Source organism: candidate division TA06 bacterium (assembly GCA_004376575.1).
Classification (GTDB): domain Bacteria; phylum Hydrothermota; class DG-26; order E44-bin18; family E44-bin18; genus E44-bin18.
In genome coordinates this window covers 1-16,158 of sequence record SOJN01000061.1, presented here as the reverse complement: position 1 = coordinate 16,158, position 16,158 = coordinate 1, and the positions used below count along the sequence as shown (strand labels likewise).

General features: G+C 50.6%; 14 protein-coding genes and 1 tRNA gene. 12 read left to right on the top strand and 3 right to left on the bottom strand.

All coding sequences use genetic code 11. The features are described 5' to 3' along the window. Positions 1 to 176: 176 nt before the first annotated feature. The 6 genes from E3J62_04730 to E3J62_04705 all read left to right on the top strand — a co-directional run bounded on the left by E3J62_04730 (position 177) and on the right by E3J62_04705 (position 6,272). Entirely contained in the window at positions 177 to 845 is a 669-nt protein-coding gene (locus E3J62_04730) for a hypothetical protein (GenBank protein ID TET46285.1), read from the top strand. Then, a complete protein-coding gene (locus tag E3J62_04725) occupies positions 832 to 1,320 on the top strand; it encodes a hypothetical protein (protein TET46284.1) in 489 nt (162 codons plus the stop codon). Before E3J62_04730 ends, E3J62_04725 begins: the two co-directional genes overlap by 14 nt. Then, entirely contained in the window at positions 1,311 to 2,057 is a 747-nt protein-coding gene (locus E3J62_04720) for an MBL fold metallo-hydrolase (protein TET46283.1), read from the top strand. The genes E3J62_04725 and E3J62_04720 overlap by 10 nt, the downstream gene beginning before the upstream one ends. A gap of 198 nt (positions 2,058 to 2,255) precedes the next feature. Further along, complete coding sequence (locus E3J62_04715; GenBank protein ID TET46282.1) at positions 2,256 to 3,668, top strand: cysteine--tRNA ligase; 1,413 nt, start codon at positions 2,256 to 2,258, stop codon at positions 3,666 to 3,668. Positions 3,669 to 3,670: 2 nt separating this feature from the next. Further along, positions 3,671 to 5,122 carry an amidophosphoribosyltransferase gene (gene purF, locus E3J62_04710; protein ID TET46281.1) on the top strand — a complete coding sequence of 484 codons (1,452 nt, stop codon included), beginning with the start codon at positions 3,671 to 3,673 and terminating at the stop codon, positions 5,120 to 5,122. Continuing rightward, complete coding sequence (locus E3J62_04705) at positions 5,115 to 6,272, top strand: glycosyltransferase family 1 protein (GenBank protein ID TET46280.1); 1,158 nt, start codon at positions 5,115 to 5,117, stop codon at positions 6,270 to 6,272. The genes purF and E3J62_04705 overlap by 8 nt, the downstream gene beginning before the upstream one ends. Here the strand turns inward: E3J62_04705 and E3J62_04700 are convergent. The 3 genes from E3J62_04700 to E3J62_04690 all read right to left on the bottom strand — a co-directional run bounded on the left by E3J62_04700 (position 6,269) and on the right by E3J62_04690 (position 7,245). Beyond that, positions 6,269 to 6,655 carry a hypothetical protein gene (locus tag E3J62_04700; GenBank protein ID TET46279.1) on the bottom strand — a complete coding sequence of 129 codons (387 nt, stop codon included), beginning with the start codon at positions 6,653 to 6,655 and terminating at the stop codon, positions 6,269 to 6,271. The two genes, E3J62_04705 and E3J62_04700, sit on opposite strands and share 4 nt — an antisense overlap. Before the next feature lie 4 nt (positions 6,656 to 6,659). Continuing rightward, complete coding sequence (locus tag E3J62_04695) at positions 6,660 to 7,058, bottom strand: hypothetical protein (GenBank protein ID TET46278.1); 399 nt, start codon at positions 7,056 to 7,058, stop codon at positions 6,660 to 6,662. A 114-nt stretch (positions 7,059 to 7,172) separates the two neighbouring features. Beyond that, positions 7,173 to 7,245: transfer RNA gene (locus E3J62_04690), tRNA-Gly, on the bottom strand. 515 nt (positions 7,246 to 7,760) lie between these two features. Between E3J62_04690 and E3J62_04685 the strand changes: the two genes are divergently transcribed. The 6 genes from E3J62_04685 to E3J62_04660 all read left to right on the top strand — a co-directional run. Next, entirely contained in the window at positions 7,761 to 10,067 is a 2,307-nt protein-coding gene (locus E3J62_04685) for a T9SS type A sorting domain-containing protein (GenBank protein ID TET46277.1), read from the top strand. 285 nt (positions 10,068 to 10,352) lie between these two features. After that, a complete protein-coding gene (locus E3J62_04680) occupies positions 10,353 to 11,270 on the top strand; it encodes an Omp28-related outer membrane protein (protein TET46276.1) in 918 nt (305 codons plus the stop codon). A gap of 139 nt (positions 11,271 to 11,409) precedes the next feature. Continuing rightward, on the top strand, positions 11,410 to 11,967 hold the full coding sequence (locus E3J62_04675; GenBank protein TET46275.1) for a TlpA family protein disulfide reductase: 558 nt from the start codon (positions 11,410 to 11,412) through the stop codon (positions 11,965 to 11,967). Further along, positions 11,964 to 13,493, top strand: a complete 1,530-nt coding sequence (locus E3J62_04670) for a hypothetical protein (GenBank protein TET46274.1) — start codon at positions 11,964 to 11,966, stop codon at positions 13,491 to 13,493. The genes E3J62_04675 and E3J62_04670 overlap by 4 nt, the downstream gene beginning before the upstream one ends. Before the next feature lie 298 nt (positions 13,494 to 13,791). After that, positions 13,792 to 15,849 (top strand): Omp28-related outer membrane protein, encoded by a 2,058-nt coding sequence (locus E3J62_04665; GenBank protein TET46273.1) that lies wholly within the window; start codon positions 13,792 to 13,794, stop codon positions 15,847 to 15,849. Positions 15,850 to 15,878: 29 nt separating this feature from the next. Next, on the top strand, positions 15,879 to 16,158 hold a 280-nt coding region (locus E3J62_04660; GenBank protein ID TET46272.1), incomplete at its 3' end, for a deaminase.

Genomic DNA, 16,158 nt, shown 5'->3' with positions numbered 1-16,158 from the left:
CTTTTTGCCTTGACAAGGTGCCTTTTAATGGGTGCTTCGACTCGCTCCGCGAGTCCCGCAATGACAATGCTCCCTTGGCATTACGAAACTGATTGCAGTTGTTGGCTGTTTATCGTAAAATACCCACGACTTGAAAACGGAGTCTTAAGTCTTGCATCTCACATCTGTGGTCTGCCATGCTTAAAGTAGTTCTATTTGGTTTTGTTGTTGCAGCCTTCGTGCTGTCCATTTCATTCGCCACTCTTGCGGTGGAGGGGAATGAGGGAGAGAACCCAAGGCACAGGGTGATCGAATCTTTGGAGAAGAGCGGGATGCCGGGAGTGGTGAGCGCTCTATTAATTTCAACTCTGCCCATTTTTGAATTGAGAGGTGGCATACCGGTTGCCATAAACTACTTCAAAATAGAATGGTGGCTTGCCTACATCGTATGTGTTATCGGGAATATGATCCCTGTGGTTCCCATACTCCTTCTTCTGGGTGGGGTCTCAAAAGGTCTGAGCAGATTTGCGCCTTTCAAGAGGTTCTTCAACTGGCTCTTTGAAAGGACGAGGAAGAGAGGAGGAGTTGTCGAGAGGTACAAATACCTGGGGCTGATGCTTTTTGTTGCGATCCCTCTGCCGGTGACAGGTGCCTGGACTGGAAGTGTGGCTGCATTCGTTTTTGGAGTGCGGTTCGCGCCCTCGATTCTCTTCATCTTCTTTGGCGTTTTGATTGCGGGTGTGATTGTCACCGTGCTTAGTCTCCTGGGAATCCTCGGTGCCATCATCGCCGGGACGGCACTAATGGGGCTGGCAGCCTGGTCTCTGCTGGGAACAAAGAGGAGAGGGCAAGTTGAGGTCAGATGAGTTCTTGAGGCAGTTTGCTGGGGGCAAGAGTCAGAAGCCGAAGGTTACAGTGGAAGGAGACGTGCTCATCGAGTGGTCTTACCGTGCGCCTGTCCTTGTGCGCGTTCTTACAGTGCTCCTGGTTGTGGCTCTTTTGCTCGGATACTATGCGCTAAAACATTTTCGAGGTTTCAAGATGGCGCCTCTGGACGTGGTTGTGACTTTTGTCTTTTTTATATTTGCGGGACGCTTCAGTACATTCTCCAAGAACTATTCAATGACAACGGTTGGGGTATATGAGAAGCTGGGAGGCAATTGGCGGAACCTTGGCAATTGGAAGGATTTCAAGTCCTGCCGAAGAGAAGAGAAGAAAGTGATACTCGAGAAAAGAAAAGGGTTTCCGAGAACGATCAGACTGTCTTGTCCTGAAAAGAGCAAAGTTTTTGCTGTATTAAACATAACCAACGAGCAGATAAACAAACATCGATGGAGATAGTACCGGGCGTCCACAGAATAGACGGCTTAGTACCCAACAATTCTTATCTGATTGTAGATGGTGACCCCATACTCATTGATACTGGGTTTCCCGGGAACTGTCCTAGAATTCTCCGATACTTGTGCAGTCTGGGCATACGCAAGACAAGTCTGAAGGCAGTTGTGCTGACGCATTTTCATATTGACCACATGGGTTCTGCCGGAAGGGTGGCCGTCGCCACCGGGGCAGAGGTCTGGGCTCATGAGCTTGATGCACCATCCATAGAGGGAAAGAGACCTGATGGTGGATATGGTTCGATCTTGGGACTCTGTTCACACACATCCTCCAGGTTAGTGAAAGTACCCGTACACAGAAGGCTGACCGGAGGGGATATGATTGAATGTCTAGGTGGTCTGGAGGTGATTCATGCTCCCGGGCACACAGAAGGTTCAATCTGTCTTTACCAGGCAAAGAGGGGAATTCTCTTTTCAGGCAACACCGTACTGTACAGCCTGGGAAAGGTAATGAAGCCAATTTGGGCTTTCAACCGTGACAACCGACAGCTTGATGATTCAATGGAGAAAATCTCAAAGCTCACCTTCGAATACATGCTGCCAGGTGATGGGAAACCGCTCCTGGGCGGAGCTGCCTGCCTTCTTCGACAGTTCGTGAAAAAGCAAGCACGAAGTACGAGGAGCAATGTACGAGGTGCAAAGCACCAAAAGCGAAGTACAGAGGACCAAGGACGAAGTATTTAGTACTTTGCAATTTGTACCTCGCAATTCGTACTTTGCACTTTATGATTGGAGTAGTAGAAGGAGGAAAGGGTATTGTATTGACAGTTGGGCAGGGGTGACATATATTCTAGTTTGTGCTATCATAAGCGACGTTAGAGGGGACAAAAAGCAAGTACAAAGTACGAAGAGCAGAGTACGAAGAACGGAGTTCAAGGGAGCATGGGAATCACGCTGCATAACACACTCTCGGGAATGAAGGAAGATTTCTCTCCACTGAAGGAGGGGCATGTCGGCATCTACTTCTGCGGAATGACCGTGCAGGAGAGGCCCCACATTGGTCACATGCGAGCCTGCATGGTTTTCGATATTTTCAGGCGGTACCTCGAATACAAAGGCTACCAGGTTGTTCTCATACAGAACATAACCGATGTTGATGACAAGGTGATTGAGAAGGCCAGGCAGCAAGGGACAGACTATAGAAGAGTTGCAGCTGAGTACGCCGACGAATATCTCTATGCTTCAGATGCCCTGGGTATAAGGAGGTCGACATTTTATCCACGACCCACACAGCACATACAGGAGATAATATCGCTCATAGAAAAGCTGTTCGAAAAGGGTGTTGCCTACCAGGTGGATGGGGACGTTTACTACGAGGTTTCCAGGTTCAAGGATTATGGGAAGCTTTCCAAGAAGAAGCTGGATGATCTCATCTCAGGCGCACGAGTCGCGGTCGACAAGAGAAAAAAATCCCCGGCTGATTTCGCCTTGTGGAAGGCTTCCAAGGAGGGCGAGCCCTGGTGGGAGAGTCCCTGGGGCAGAGGTAGGCCAGGCTGGCACATCGAATGCTCAGCCATGTCCATGCACTATCTCGGTGAGACTTTTGATATTCACGGCGGCGGGACGGACCTTGTGTTTCCTCATCATGAAAACGAAATCGCACAGAGCGAAGCGGCTACAGGTAAGCCTTTTGCCAGATACTGGCTGCACAACGAATGGGTGATGCTCGGTGGGGAGAAGATGTCAAAATCAACGGGGCACTTCATCCCCATCCTTGAGTTACTCAAGAAATATGAGCCGGATGTGATTAGACTCTATCTCCTCTCCACACACTACAGAAGCCAGATAGAGTTCAGCGAAGAGACGTTGGCATCCAGCAGGTCTGCTCTTGAAAGGCTTCAAAATGCGCTGGCTCTTGAAGGGGCTGATGGAGAGATCGATCCATCGACTCTTGAGGCCAAGGAAGCAGGGGTTTTCGCCACAATATCAAGCTCACAACAGGTGTTCGAGTCTGCCATGGATGACGACTTCAATACTTCCAAGGCCATTTCGGTGCTGTTTGATCTGGCGAAACTGGCAAACAGAGCGCACAAGGACGGAGCGGATGCGAGACTGATAGGTCTTGCTCAGAAGAAGATCGGAGTGTTGGGTCGGGTTCTTGGTCTTTTTGAATCGAAGAAGGAGAAGGTTTCGGATAGTATGGTTGATCTCCTTCTGGAGAATATTTGTGAAGTAAGGAATGCTTTGCGGGCCGAGAAGAACTTCAAGGCTGCGGACCTGATAAGAGACCGGCTGGAACAGATTGGAATAAAACTCGAGGATGGTCCCGGAAGGACCTCCTGGAAGAGGAAGTAATCATGTGCGGAATCATAGGCCTTCTTGGAAGACGCAGCGTGATAGACGAAATCTATCTTGGTCTCATGACAATTCAGCACAGGGGCCAGGATGCGGCGGGAGCCATTACCTACGATAATAGGTTCAATTTGAAGAAGGGGAATGGCCTTGTTCAGAATGTTTTCAACGAGAAGAATCTGGCGAGGCTCAAGGGACAAATGGGTATTGGCCATGTAAGATATCCCACTGCGGGAGGAGGCGGCACTGAGGATGCTCAGCCATTCTACGTCAACGTTCCTTACGGAATAGCCATGGCCCACAATGGTAATCTTACCAACTACTGGCATCTGCGCCGCGAGCTCTTCGAAGAAGACAGAAGACAGATCAATTCGACCTCTGACTCTGAAGTGCTGCTCAATGTCTTCGCAGAGGAGCTTTCTAGGTCATCCTCTCCTTCGCTGTGTGCGGAGGACATCTTCAGAGCCACCGAGGCGACATTCAAGAGGGCACAAGGTTCCTATTCTGCCGTGGCCACCATAGCGAATGCAGGAATCGTGGCTTTTAGAGATCCTCATGGGATAAAACCCCTCGTTTTTGGGAGACGCGGGCGCAGCTCCGCCTTCGCGTCAGAGTCGGTGACCATGGATGTTCTTGGATACAAGCGCTGGCGCGATATACAGTCTGGAGAATGCATATTCATAGACTGCGACGGCAGAGAGTACTGCCGTAGGATCACAGAGGACGTCCATACTCCCTGCATATTTGAATGGGTTTACTTCGCCAGACCAGATTCCATTATTGATGGGATAAGCGTGTATGAGGCCCGTCTGGGACTTGGCCGTGAGCTTGCTTCCGGAGTGAAAGAGTCGGGTATCGTTCCTGATGTGGTCATTCCCGTTCCGGACACCGCAAAGCCTGCTGCACTTGCCCTGTCGATTGCGCTTGGCATACCGTTCAGGGAAGGGCTCATAAAGAACAGATATATTGGCAGGACCTTCATCATGGCCGGACGGAAGGAAAGAAGAAAGTCCATCAAGATGAAGCTGAATCCGATACGAGCTGAAATCGAGGGCAAGAAAGTTCTTCTGGTGGACGACTCCGTGGTTAGAGGGAACACATCAAGGAAGATAATAGGACTGGTCAGAGAAGCTGGTGCCGAAAAGGTCTACTTCGCTTCCTCGTCTCCTCCTCTCAGGCACCCCTGCGCCTATGGGATAGATATGCAAACCAGGGGGGATTTCATAGCCCGGGATAAGGAGCCTGAAAAGATAAAGGAGACGATAGGCGCTGATGAGCTGATATATCAGACGATGGATGGCCTGCTTGCAGGGGTCACAGGTAAGAACGGCGAACGCAGCTTCTGTACGGCGTGTTTCAGCGGAGAGTATCCCACCGAGATTTCCAAGGAAGCCTTTCATTACATGGAAACCGACCGGCTTCGCAAGTGCCTCCTGACAGTGTCTGAGGATGTCTGAGCTTCCCGTTGTAATACACGTAATCGCCAAACTCGAGCTGGGCGGCGCCCAGAGAATAGCCATTGAAACTGCAAGGAGACTCAAAGGATACAGGAACATACTCGTTTCCGGCACAGGAGGCATGCTTGATGATGAGGCTTTGAGCCTGAAAGGTGTAGAGACACATCTCCTGACCAGCCTGAAGCGTGAAATCCACCCTGTCCTGGATTTCTTGGCCTTTCTTGAGATTGGAAAGATCATTTCTGAAGAGTTGGCAATGGGAAGAAATGTGGTTGTTCACAGCCATGGTTCCAAGGCGGGGGTCCTTGCGAGGCTTGCAGGCAGGGCAGCCGGGGCAAGCGCAGTGATACACACAATACATGGATTCGCCTTCCACGACGGTCAACCCACGCTAGTGAAAATGTTCTATGTCTTGATTGAGAGATTCTGTGCCAGATTTTGTGATTGTTTGATTGCCGTATCCAGATCAACGGTGCGCAAAGGTTTGAAGGAAAGGATTGGTATCCTTCGGCAGTATGCGGTGATAAATCCGGCCATACTGGATGAGCACCTAGAGAGAAAGGATTTTGAAACCAGGGCGAAGAGGAAAGAGCTGGGCATTGAGGAATCCTCACGGGTTGTCGGCACCGTCTCCTGCTTCAAGCCGCAGAAGGCGCCGCTCGATTTCGTGGAAGTGGCGGGAATAGTGCACAAAGCATTTCCCGCAGTTGAATTCGTTATGGTTGGCGATGGAATTCTGATGGATGAAGTTAGAAGAGCAGTGTCTTTGAAGGGCCTTGAAGGAGTCTTCCACCTGCTGGGTTGGCGTGAAGATGTGCCGGAGGTCGTCGACGTCTTTGATGTTTTCCTGCTGACCTCTTTGTGGGAAGGTCTTCCCATGGTTCATGCTGAGGCTATGTGCAGGTCAAAGCCGATAGTGGCAACAAGAGTGGACGGAACTCCCGAAGTGATCGGAGAGGGTGTGAACGGCTTCCTTGCTTCGCCCAGAGATGTGAAGGGTCTTGCAGAAAAAGTTGTCAAGCTGCTTGAAGATGATCAGTTGAGAAAGAAGATGGGGGAGGCCGGAAAAAAGATGGTCTCCCCCAGATTTACCATGGATAGGCTCGTTTCAGAAGTAGATTCTCTCTACGTGAGGCTCCTTTCAAGCTAGGTCATGAAGTAGGCCTTACCCTCATCTCCTAACAGATGTACCAGACACAAAATCCCTAGAACTGTGCCAATGGGAATATTCGGGAGTGAAAGTATTCCTACCACTATCGCTGCTATTCTTGCCCATCCCCTTCCCTGGCCCAATTGGAGACCTATGATTATTTCAAAAATCCCCCAGCAGACGAAGAAGAATCCCCAGACGAACCCAACTCCACCGAAGGCAACAGGAGTAGTGCCGAACTCAGCAGCGGCCTCCATGGCAGCTCGCATTGCCACCATCATAATCGGCGGCAGTATGAACCCCATGAGGATTGAGAGAATTCCAACTATGATAAAATAGATTTTGAGGACTGTTACACCCTTTGGAATGCTCCTTGTTTCCATTGTCTCACCTCCCTTCAGTTTGGGTTTGGAAGAAAGCCTTACATTCCTGGCTCAGGAGGTAGATGAACAGGCACAAGATCCCGAGTATGGCGCCACCTGAAAGAATTGAAATCGTGCCGATTATCAATGCCGCTATCTTTGTCCATCCGTATCCTCTTCCAAGGTATAGGCCAACAAAGATGTGCAGGACTCCCCAGCAGACGGCGAGAAAGCCATACAAAAACGCCATCCCACCTGCAAGGGCAAGGGGGGCCAGTTCTTCGCCTGAAGCCTCCATAATGAGCCTCAGGATTCCTACGGCAAAGGGCGGCAGTATCACCCCGCCAGCAATCGACAGGATTCCGATTATGATAAAATACCATTTGAGAACTGCAACACCGGTGGGCATCGTCCTTGTCTCCATCTGTTTACCCCCTTTTCTAAAAGCTATCGTAGATGTGGGAACGGTGTATGTCAAGAACAAAACCCTTAACTGATAGCTTTGAGGGAGGGGTAAATGGGAGAGGAGAAAGGAAAAAGCGGGAAACGGGATTCGGACCCGCGACCCTCACCTTGGCAAGGTGATGCTCTACCAGCTGAGCTATTCCCGCCTGACCTCCTGTAGTATATTTCTCTCATGAGACATTGTCAAGGCCGGGATTCTCTTGCCTTCCCCCGAACTCAAACCCCTGTAACCACAGATTTCACAGATTATCACTAGATAATTCTTCTGGTTTTGTTTCAGCAATAAGGATGGGTTTCAATCTGTGTTAATCTTGTGTAATCTCGTGGTTCGAAGGGTTCCGCCTTAAACCTCTGTAACCACAGATTATCAGAAGATTCCTTCCTGGTTCGGTTTGAGCGATGGGGACTGGCTTGAAATCTGTGTTAATCTCGTGTAATCTCGTGGTTTCAGTGGTTAAGTGGAATTTCGAAGGTGTCGGGAGGGATTGGAGCCAGAGTTGTGCCCAGAGGGAAAAAACCAATTTATTGTTGACCCCGGAGGTGCAGTATCCTATAATGCCAGTAGCCATTCTGGGTACGGAATCTCCCGAGAAAGGTGGTGGTAACTGGAGTAAACACCGGTCTGTAGGTTTCAGTGAGAGAAACGTAAGGGAGGTAGACCATGAGGAAGTATCGGTTCGCGGTTCTGGTTCTTTGCCTATTAGCGGTCTCTGGTTTGCATGCGTGGGGTGCGCCGTTTGACACGGATGCCGGCTCCGACCACGCCGATTTCTCCGGATCGCTCACAGCAGGAATTGAGCCAGGCGGTAATTCTTTGCAGGTTCAGTGGCTTTCACTTTCAACCATGCCCCAGGCAATCTATTATCACGCGGTGGTCCAGGACCAGGACATGCTCTATTCTGTCGGTGGTTTCACTACTTCTGAAACCAACCTCTGTTGGAGTTATGACATTGCGAATGATCTGTGGAGCCCCATTGCCGATATGCCCGCGGCAAAAGGGCACGTGGCTGCGGCAGTGGTCGACGGCAAAATCTATGTAGCCGGTGGCTCCTCAAGTGGCTACACCGCGGTAACCACCAATTACGAATATGACACTGGCGGGAATACCTGGGCCACAGTGGCCCCTATTCCTACAGCTACTTGTTTCCACGGCGCAGTCGCCTGGCGGGACACATTGATCTATTGGATTGGGGGTCAGGACGGAGGCACTTACCGTAACCTAGTCCAGGTCTATGATCCTGCAAACGATGCGTGGTTCCCAGCCACTGCCCTACCCATCACGAACAGGTCAATGGGTGTCGCGATCAGCGGGGACACGATTTTTGTCGTTGGTGGATGGAACGGTGCCTATGTCTCCAGCACCTATATCGGAGTCATCAATCCGGCAGACCCTTCCTCGATCACATGGACGATGGGAACAGATATGCCGAACGGTCCCTCCGGAGACGCAGGAAGGTCGAGGACCGCGGCTACGGGACTTCGCGGGTTATTTTACTTCACTTGCGGCGATGACCATGGTGTGGCGGCCTATGACACCTGGGAATACGACCCCGTAGCAGACCTGTGGACTCAACTTCCTGATAAGATCACCCCGGTAAGCAATTGCCAGAATTTCGTGGCGGTTCCTGGCAGAGGCGGTCTCTACTCAGCAGGTGGATACAACACAAACCTGGGAGCAGGCACTAATGTTACAGAAGTTCTTACAGGCCTGGCCCTGACTCACGATGTGGCCGTGGACGCGATTGACAGTCCCGGCGCTCTGGTAGCGCCCAATGTGCCAGTCACACCGTGCGCAACCTTTGGCAACCGCGCAGCAGATTCGACTGAAGATTTCTGGACCTACTTCTTCATAGATTCCTCAGCAGTCAACGTATACGCTGATTCGGCTCTTATCTCTGCTCTCATGCCGGAATCCACGGAGACAGTCTGTTACACGGACTGGACCCCTGACGGACAGGGGAATGTATACGACGTGCTGGTGTACTCGGACCTGCCGACCGATGAGGCGCGATCCAATGATACGTTGAGGGCCACTGTTCTTGCCTATGCAGTTGATAGCCTGATAGAGTCTGGATGGGCCTACGCACCAGCAACCATTGACGGCACCATAGACCCGACAGAGTGGTCAAGCGCCGACGTTGTTGACATATCTGACATTCTGGGCATGAGTAGCGGAGGAGTCCTTCCCAACTCCGTGATTCTGTATGTGATGAACAACGATTCTTATCTCTACTTTGCCATCGACTACTTTGTTGACCTGAATGACACCATTAATGACCGGAGCTTCCTCTTCCTGGACGAAGACAACGATGGTCTGTGGGCTCCAGACTCCAGTGAAGGTAGCTACTGGGTTTTCCTTTCCTCTACAGGACCGCAAGTGTGGTACGAGCCGCTTCCCGTAGGTCCAGTTTTGCCTTCGGTTCCTGGGGCTGAGTTCGTCATAGGGTTCACAGACCACGTAGCCCTTGAGTTCAGTATTCCCCTTGGAACGGAGAAGTACGAGATAGATGCCGGACTTGGCGACACCATGGGCCTACACATATATGCGCACGACCAGGACAAAGGCGAAACAGAAGGCTGGTGGCTGCAGACCATGGACGCCCTCAACCAAGAAGATCCTCTCTATTACGGCGACCTGGTTCTCCATACGCTGGTTGGTGTTCAGGAGAGGAGCAAAGAGCGGTCCGCAACGGCTTTCGGTCTTGTTGGAGCCTATCCCAGCCCATTCTCTGGGAAGACGAGCATCTCCTTCGCTACGGAAGCGCGCACCAGCATCACACTGCAGGTATTTGACGTGACCGGAAGAGTGGTGAGAGAGCTGTTGAACGGAATCGCGGAACCTGGGCACCACACCGTTGCCTGGGACGGAAAGGACGGCACAGGCAAGGAACTTCCTTCAGGAGTCTATTTCTACAGGCTGCATTCTGCAGGAAGAAGCTCCTGGATGAAGACCGTCTTGCTTAAGTAAGGGTTTTGATGTATTATGTGGAAGCGGGCGCCAGAGGTCTGGTGCCCCCGCAGACGGTACGGCGATACAATAAATGACGAAAAGGAGGTGAACGATAGTCAGGTTTTCATTTGGAGTGCGTTTTATGCAAGGGAGGAAAAAATGAAGAAGTATGCGTTTTGTATTTTTGTTCTGGCAGCTTTTCTCTTGATTGCTTCGAGCGTATCTTTTGGCGTTCAGAGGAGAGTTGTATTGGAGTACTTCACCAACACAAGCTGAGGCGGCTGCGCAGGCGCCGACAGTTGGTTGGCATCGTTGATACCTGCTCTTGGTGATACAGTCACGTGTATCCAGTATCACACGTGGTGGCCCAGCCCTTCAGACCCATATTACCAGGCTAACATTGCGGAGAACACGGCGAGGACGAACTACTACCAGCCTGGGACCAAGTATGTCCCGTGGGGCAATATTGATGGGATTATCGTTGGCGGGTTTACTTACAGCCAGTGGGGTAATTTGATAAGAGGAAGAGCCATAGTTGATGCTCCTGTCGATATACAGCTTCAAGGTTACTATAATGATCCTAACGGCATGGTGAGAGTCCTTGTAGAGGCTACAGATTTTCTCTCCTTTAGCAGTTTGAGAGTTTTTGTGGTTATCACAGAAGACGACATTTTCTGGTCTGCACCGAATGGAACACAGATTCACGACCAGACTATGAGAGACATGATCCCTGGTGCTACTGGCGATCCTGTCAGCCTCAGTTCCCCTGGGGATACTCTCCTGAGAGAGTATAACTTTACCGTAGATGCGGGTTGGGATGATTCCAATTGTAATGTGGCAGTTTTCATACAAGACTACACTACCAAGGAGATTCTCCAGTCTGCTCTTTCAAGGATTGCAGATCTCGTCGGGGTGGAGGAGATAGAGGCCAGGCGCACAGCTTCTCTCTTCGCGCTCTCGCCAGCATACCCCAATCCATTCGGAGACAGAGCCAGGATTGATTACACAATCCCTTCGAACGGTCGTGTACAACTTCACATTTATGATTCATCCGGCAGCCTGGTTAGAACCCTTGTAAGAGGCTGGGAAAGTGCTGGGAAGCACATGGAATATTGGGACGGGAACGACGACCATGGAAGAGAGGTCGCGTCAGGGATTTACTTCTCGAGACTCTCCTACGAAGGGAACACGAGAGCAATCAAGTTGTCTCTGGTCAGGTAGGGTGGCTGAGACAAAGACGGCTCAAAGGTATTTTTGATTCTTTTTGGATCACGGCAAGGCCCGGGTTTTTCCGGGCCTTGCCAAAGATTGAAATTTCGGCCATATCGAGCATCCAATACACGTTTGGACGGAGGATGTGATGCGGCGATCTCTCACTATCTCGTTACTCTGTGTTCTTCTCGTTCTTCCCCTGGTCTATGGAGAGGAATCTGCAAAGAAGGCTCCAGGTTTTTCTCTCAAAGACCTCAACAAGAAAGAGGTTGTACTCGACAGCCTTCTTGGAAAAGGGCCCATAGTCGTTGACTTTTGGGCGACCTGGTGCAAGCCGTGCCTCACTGAACTTGACCACATAAAGGACATATACAAAGAACTGAAGGAGAAGGGCTTGACCGTTGTGGCAATAAACGAGGACGATCCAAGGAACGTTTCCAAGGTGAAACCTCTGGCTGCTTCACACCGCTGGGAGTTTCAAATTCTTTTGGATCCAAACAAGCGGGTTAAGAGACTCTACCAGGTGGTAGCCTTTCCCACCACTTTTGTTCTGGATGCCGAGGGTAATATAAGGCACAAGCACATCGGCTATACCCAGGGAAGTGAGACTCAGCTGAAGAAGGAGATAGAGGAGCTACTCCTGCCCGTTCAAAGTGAGCCTGACACAACCGCTGAGAAAGAAGGGACGCAAGGAGAGACGGATTGAGGCCCACTCTGGTGAGAGCGATAGTCCTGCTGGCAGTCGGTACGCCACTCACCGCCACCTGTTTTGAAATGGGTGACGTTACGGTTTCAGGCAGCAACAGGCTTGAATGGTGGTTGTGGAGAGAAAAGCCGATAGGTGTGGTGATTGAGAAAAACTCAGAGGTCTTCGACGACAGATTCGACATAGATGTCTACTACAAGAATCTCCTGTTGGGGTTCAGATACCAGGTTGTTGAGCCTTCAAATGTTCTCTTTCCCGGGCGCAGAGAAGGTTTCTACAGAAGGTATATTGAGTATGACAGCGAGAAGTTTGGGATTAGAGCCGGCAACTACTACGTCATTTTTGGCAGGGGTCTGGTTCTGAGGGCTTATGAGGATGATATCATCTATCTGGACAGAGACATGGATGGGGTGAAGGTGAGGGGTTCTACGAAGTGGGCGGACGTGGTCGCCATTTCCGGGCGTCCAAGGAATACAGAATTTCTTCAACTGGCCTATAAGGTTATCAATGATACTACTGATGTCATAAGAGGAGGAGATCTATCGTTGCATCCCCTTCCATTTGTGACAGCAGGTGCAAGTTATGTTCTGCTTTTGACTGCAAAAAACCAATTTGATACTTCCGCAGTTTCCTTCAAAAGAACAGAAGTCTACGGGACAAACTTGTGCTTGAGCATTCCAAACATTGAAATCTACGGCGAAATTGCGAAAAAGTGGGGATGGGATGCCAATCTGGACGACCCCAGCGTGCCTTTCAATTTTGGAGGTATCGGTCAGGGCTACGGCATATATGGTTCAGTGAGTGCTTCCCTGCCCGGATATGGGATAACATTCCAGTTCGCCGACTATGACTCAATAGGCCTGGGGGAAGGATCCTACAGGTACAACAGCCCGCCAGCGCTAAACAGATACGGCCAGGCATTAAACAAAGGGCTGGACGAGAAGGGTTATCAGATTGAATCTTATCTTTCGCCCTTAGAACCCCTTAACATAGACCTGAGTTACTCTCATCTGAAGACTGAGGACGAGGAACCTCTCAGGGAGTTCAGGGAGGCTTTTGTCGGGGTTACCTATCGGAAATACGGACTGTTTGATTTGAAGGCGAATCTTGACAGAACAGAACAACATGAAATCGTAGAGGGTTTTACTGATTTCAATGAGCAGATACCCGGGCTTGAGTTGGTCTACTCTGTGACCCCAGTTCATTCTGTTGGGCTCGGCTTCCAACGCCGCGCCGTGTCAGGATCAAAAGAATTCACAGATAAGAAACTCTATCTGATGTACACTTTTGCTCCGTACGTTACCGTAACCCTGACGGGTGAACAGAGGGACGAAGAGATAGAGGACATCCAGGGGTGGGAAGGAAAGGAGTGGAGGTCGGCCCAGATAGATTGGGACATTACACAGGACCACAGGTTGACACTCATGGCAGGGACAGAGAAAGGTGGTCTCGTCTGCTCTGGTGGGATATGCAGGTACGAGCCTCCGTTTGATGGCGTGAAAGCAGTTCTTATCAGCAGATTCTAACGTCGGAAAACCTTTGAACCACAGATTATCACACCCTCCTGCGCTCAGTCTTCGCTCAGGTAGCTTCCCCACTTCGCCCCCCATGGCTCCGTGGGACTTCGCGACTGGCTTCGGAGGGCAAGGATTTCCACAAGATTATCTTCTGGTTTGGTTTCAGCCGTGAGGATGGCTTTGGAATCTGTGTTAATCTCGTGTAATCTCGTGGTTTCAGTGGTTTGGTTGAATTTCGATCTTCGAAGGTGTGGAGAGGGGTCTGGGTGGAATTTCGTGTGTTCTATGTTTGAAGGGGAGGTAAGCGATGAGAAGAGTCATGTTTGTTCTGCTGCTGCTTGGTTTGACTGGGGCAGCGCTCAACGCTCATGCAACTACCAGGATGGTGCTTGGTGAGATGTTCACGAACTGGGGATGTCCTCCGTGCAGGCCGGCAAATGATGAGCTGGACAGATTTGCTCCATTGCACCCTAATCTAGCAGTGATAAGATACCACACCTGGTGGCCGAGTGGTTCGGACCCATTTTATCTTGACAATGCAGGCGAGAACACGGTGCGCACAAATTACTACCAGCCTGGCACAAAATCTGTGCCGTGGTTCCTCATAGACGGACTAATCGTTGCGGGTTCCAACTATTCTTCCTACGAAGCGCTGGTGACAGGCAGGGAGGCTGTGGAGAGCCCCCTGGACATCACAATCGACGGAACCTACAGTTCCGGCACAAGGAGTGGAACGGTTACTGCCTACATTGAGGCTACTGACGTAATCAATCTCACCAACCTGAAACTGCATTTTGCACTCACCGAATCTGAGATCTATCTAAGTGCCCCCAATGGCCAGACTGTTTTCCATGAGGCTATGAGAGACATGCTCCCCAACGCGAATGGTGAATCAATCAATATTTCCTCTCCTGGTGATACTATTATGAGATCCCGAGATTTTACTCTTGATTCAACATGGGTCCTCCAAAACTGTGAGATAGTCGTCTTCGTTCAAAGCGACAATACCAAGGAAGTCCTGCAGGGCGCGAAATGGAAAATACCCATTGACGTTCCCAATCTCGCCTACATAGAAAATCTCATCGTGGATAGCCTTGGTAATGGCGATGGGAGGGCAGATCCAGATGAAGCGGTGGACATGATAATTACTCTGGAAAACGATCCCATCTTCCAGGATGCTACAAATGTTACCGCTACACTTTCATGTGATGACCCGGATGTGAATATCACTCAGGGGACTGTCAATTACCCGGACATTCCTGCTGGTTCAGTCGCCGACAACTCATCTGACCCGTTCAAGTTCTCAGTTGATGCAGCAGCACAGCCGCATCGAGCGTATTTCGATTTGCATGTGACTGCGGATCCAGGCGGTTACAGCATGGACTACAGGTTCTGGATCATGCTCGGCAGGCCCGATGTCCTCCTGGTAGATGATGATAATGGGACAGTCTTTGAGATTTTCTTTGAGCCCGTACTCGATTCTCTTCACGTCGCCTATGATAAGTGGGATATTCACTATGACGTAAGTTCTCCTGCTCTGCCCCTGTATCACTGCGTAATCTGGTTTACAGGTGATGATTCCGTGGCCACGCTGACTGCTCAAGATCAGGCAGACCTGGCAGCATTTCTCGATGGCGGGGGAGGCCTGATATTGACAGGCCAGAGTATCGGCGAGGACATAAGCGGCACTCCTTTCTACTCAAACTACCTGCACGCGGGTCTGGTCAAGCCGGTAACAAACGACCACATATTGGATGGCGAAACGGGCGACCCGATTGGAGACGGAATTTCTCTTATCACTGCGGGAAGTGGAGGAGCAGGAAATCAGACCTCTCAGGATGTGATAGAACCTGTTGGTGGTGCTTCCACAGTTTTTAACTACTCCCCGGACAGCGCGGCAGCCATCAGGTATGACTCCGGCACATACAGAGTTGTCTATTATGCCTTTGGGTTGGAAGGGCTGAACAAAATCTCCATATACTCTGGAAGGGACACGGTACTGGCGAGATCCCTTGAGTGGGTGGGCTGTCCGATTCCAGTGGGGTTGGAAGAGGAATCCATCCATCAGGTGCGGCCAACAGACCACATGGCGCTCAACTGCTCCCCCAATCCCTTCAGGGGATTGGTTGGAATAAGCGCTGTTCCTTCACCATATGAAAGTGAAATCACCATTTCCGTGTACGATATTGCCGGCAGGCTTGTGAGTCGGCTCTTCGATGGCCGGCCCTTGGATGGTCACATGCCGATTGTCACTGAATGGGACGGTATGGACTATAATGGAGGAGAGGCCGGCAGCGGGGTCTACTTTGTCAAGCTGACGTGTGGGGCGCTGTCAAAGACTGAAAAGGTTGTCCTATTGAGATAGGGTTTTGTTTCAGAATGGAGGTATGAGTCGTGGCCCGTCAAGTCGTGGATACAGATAGCGCACCAAAGACGATTGGTCCATACAGTCAGGCCATTAAAGTGGGCAACTTGATCTTCACCTCAGGCCAGATTGCGATCGATCCAGAGAAGAATGAACTGATTTCTGGCGGGATCAAGGAGCAGACGCGGAGGGTTCTGCAAAACCTGAAAGCGGTTCTTGAAGCTGCGGGAAGTTCACTGGCGAATGTGGTGAAGACCACGGTCTACCTGTCTGACATGAACGAGTTTTCTGCTATGAATGAGGTCTATG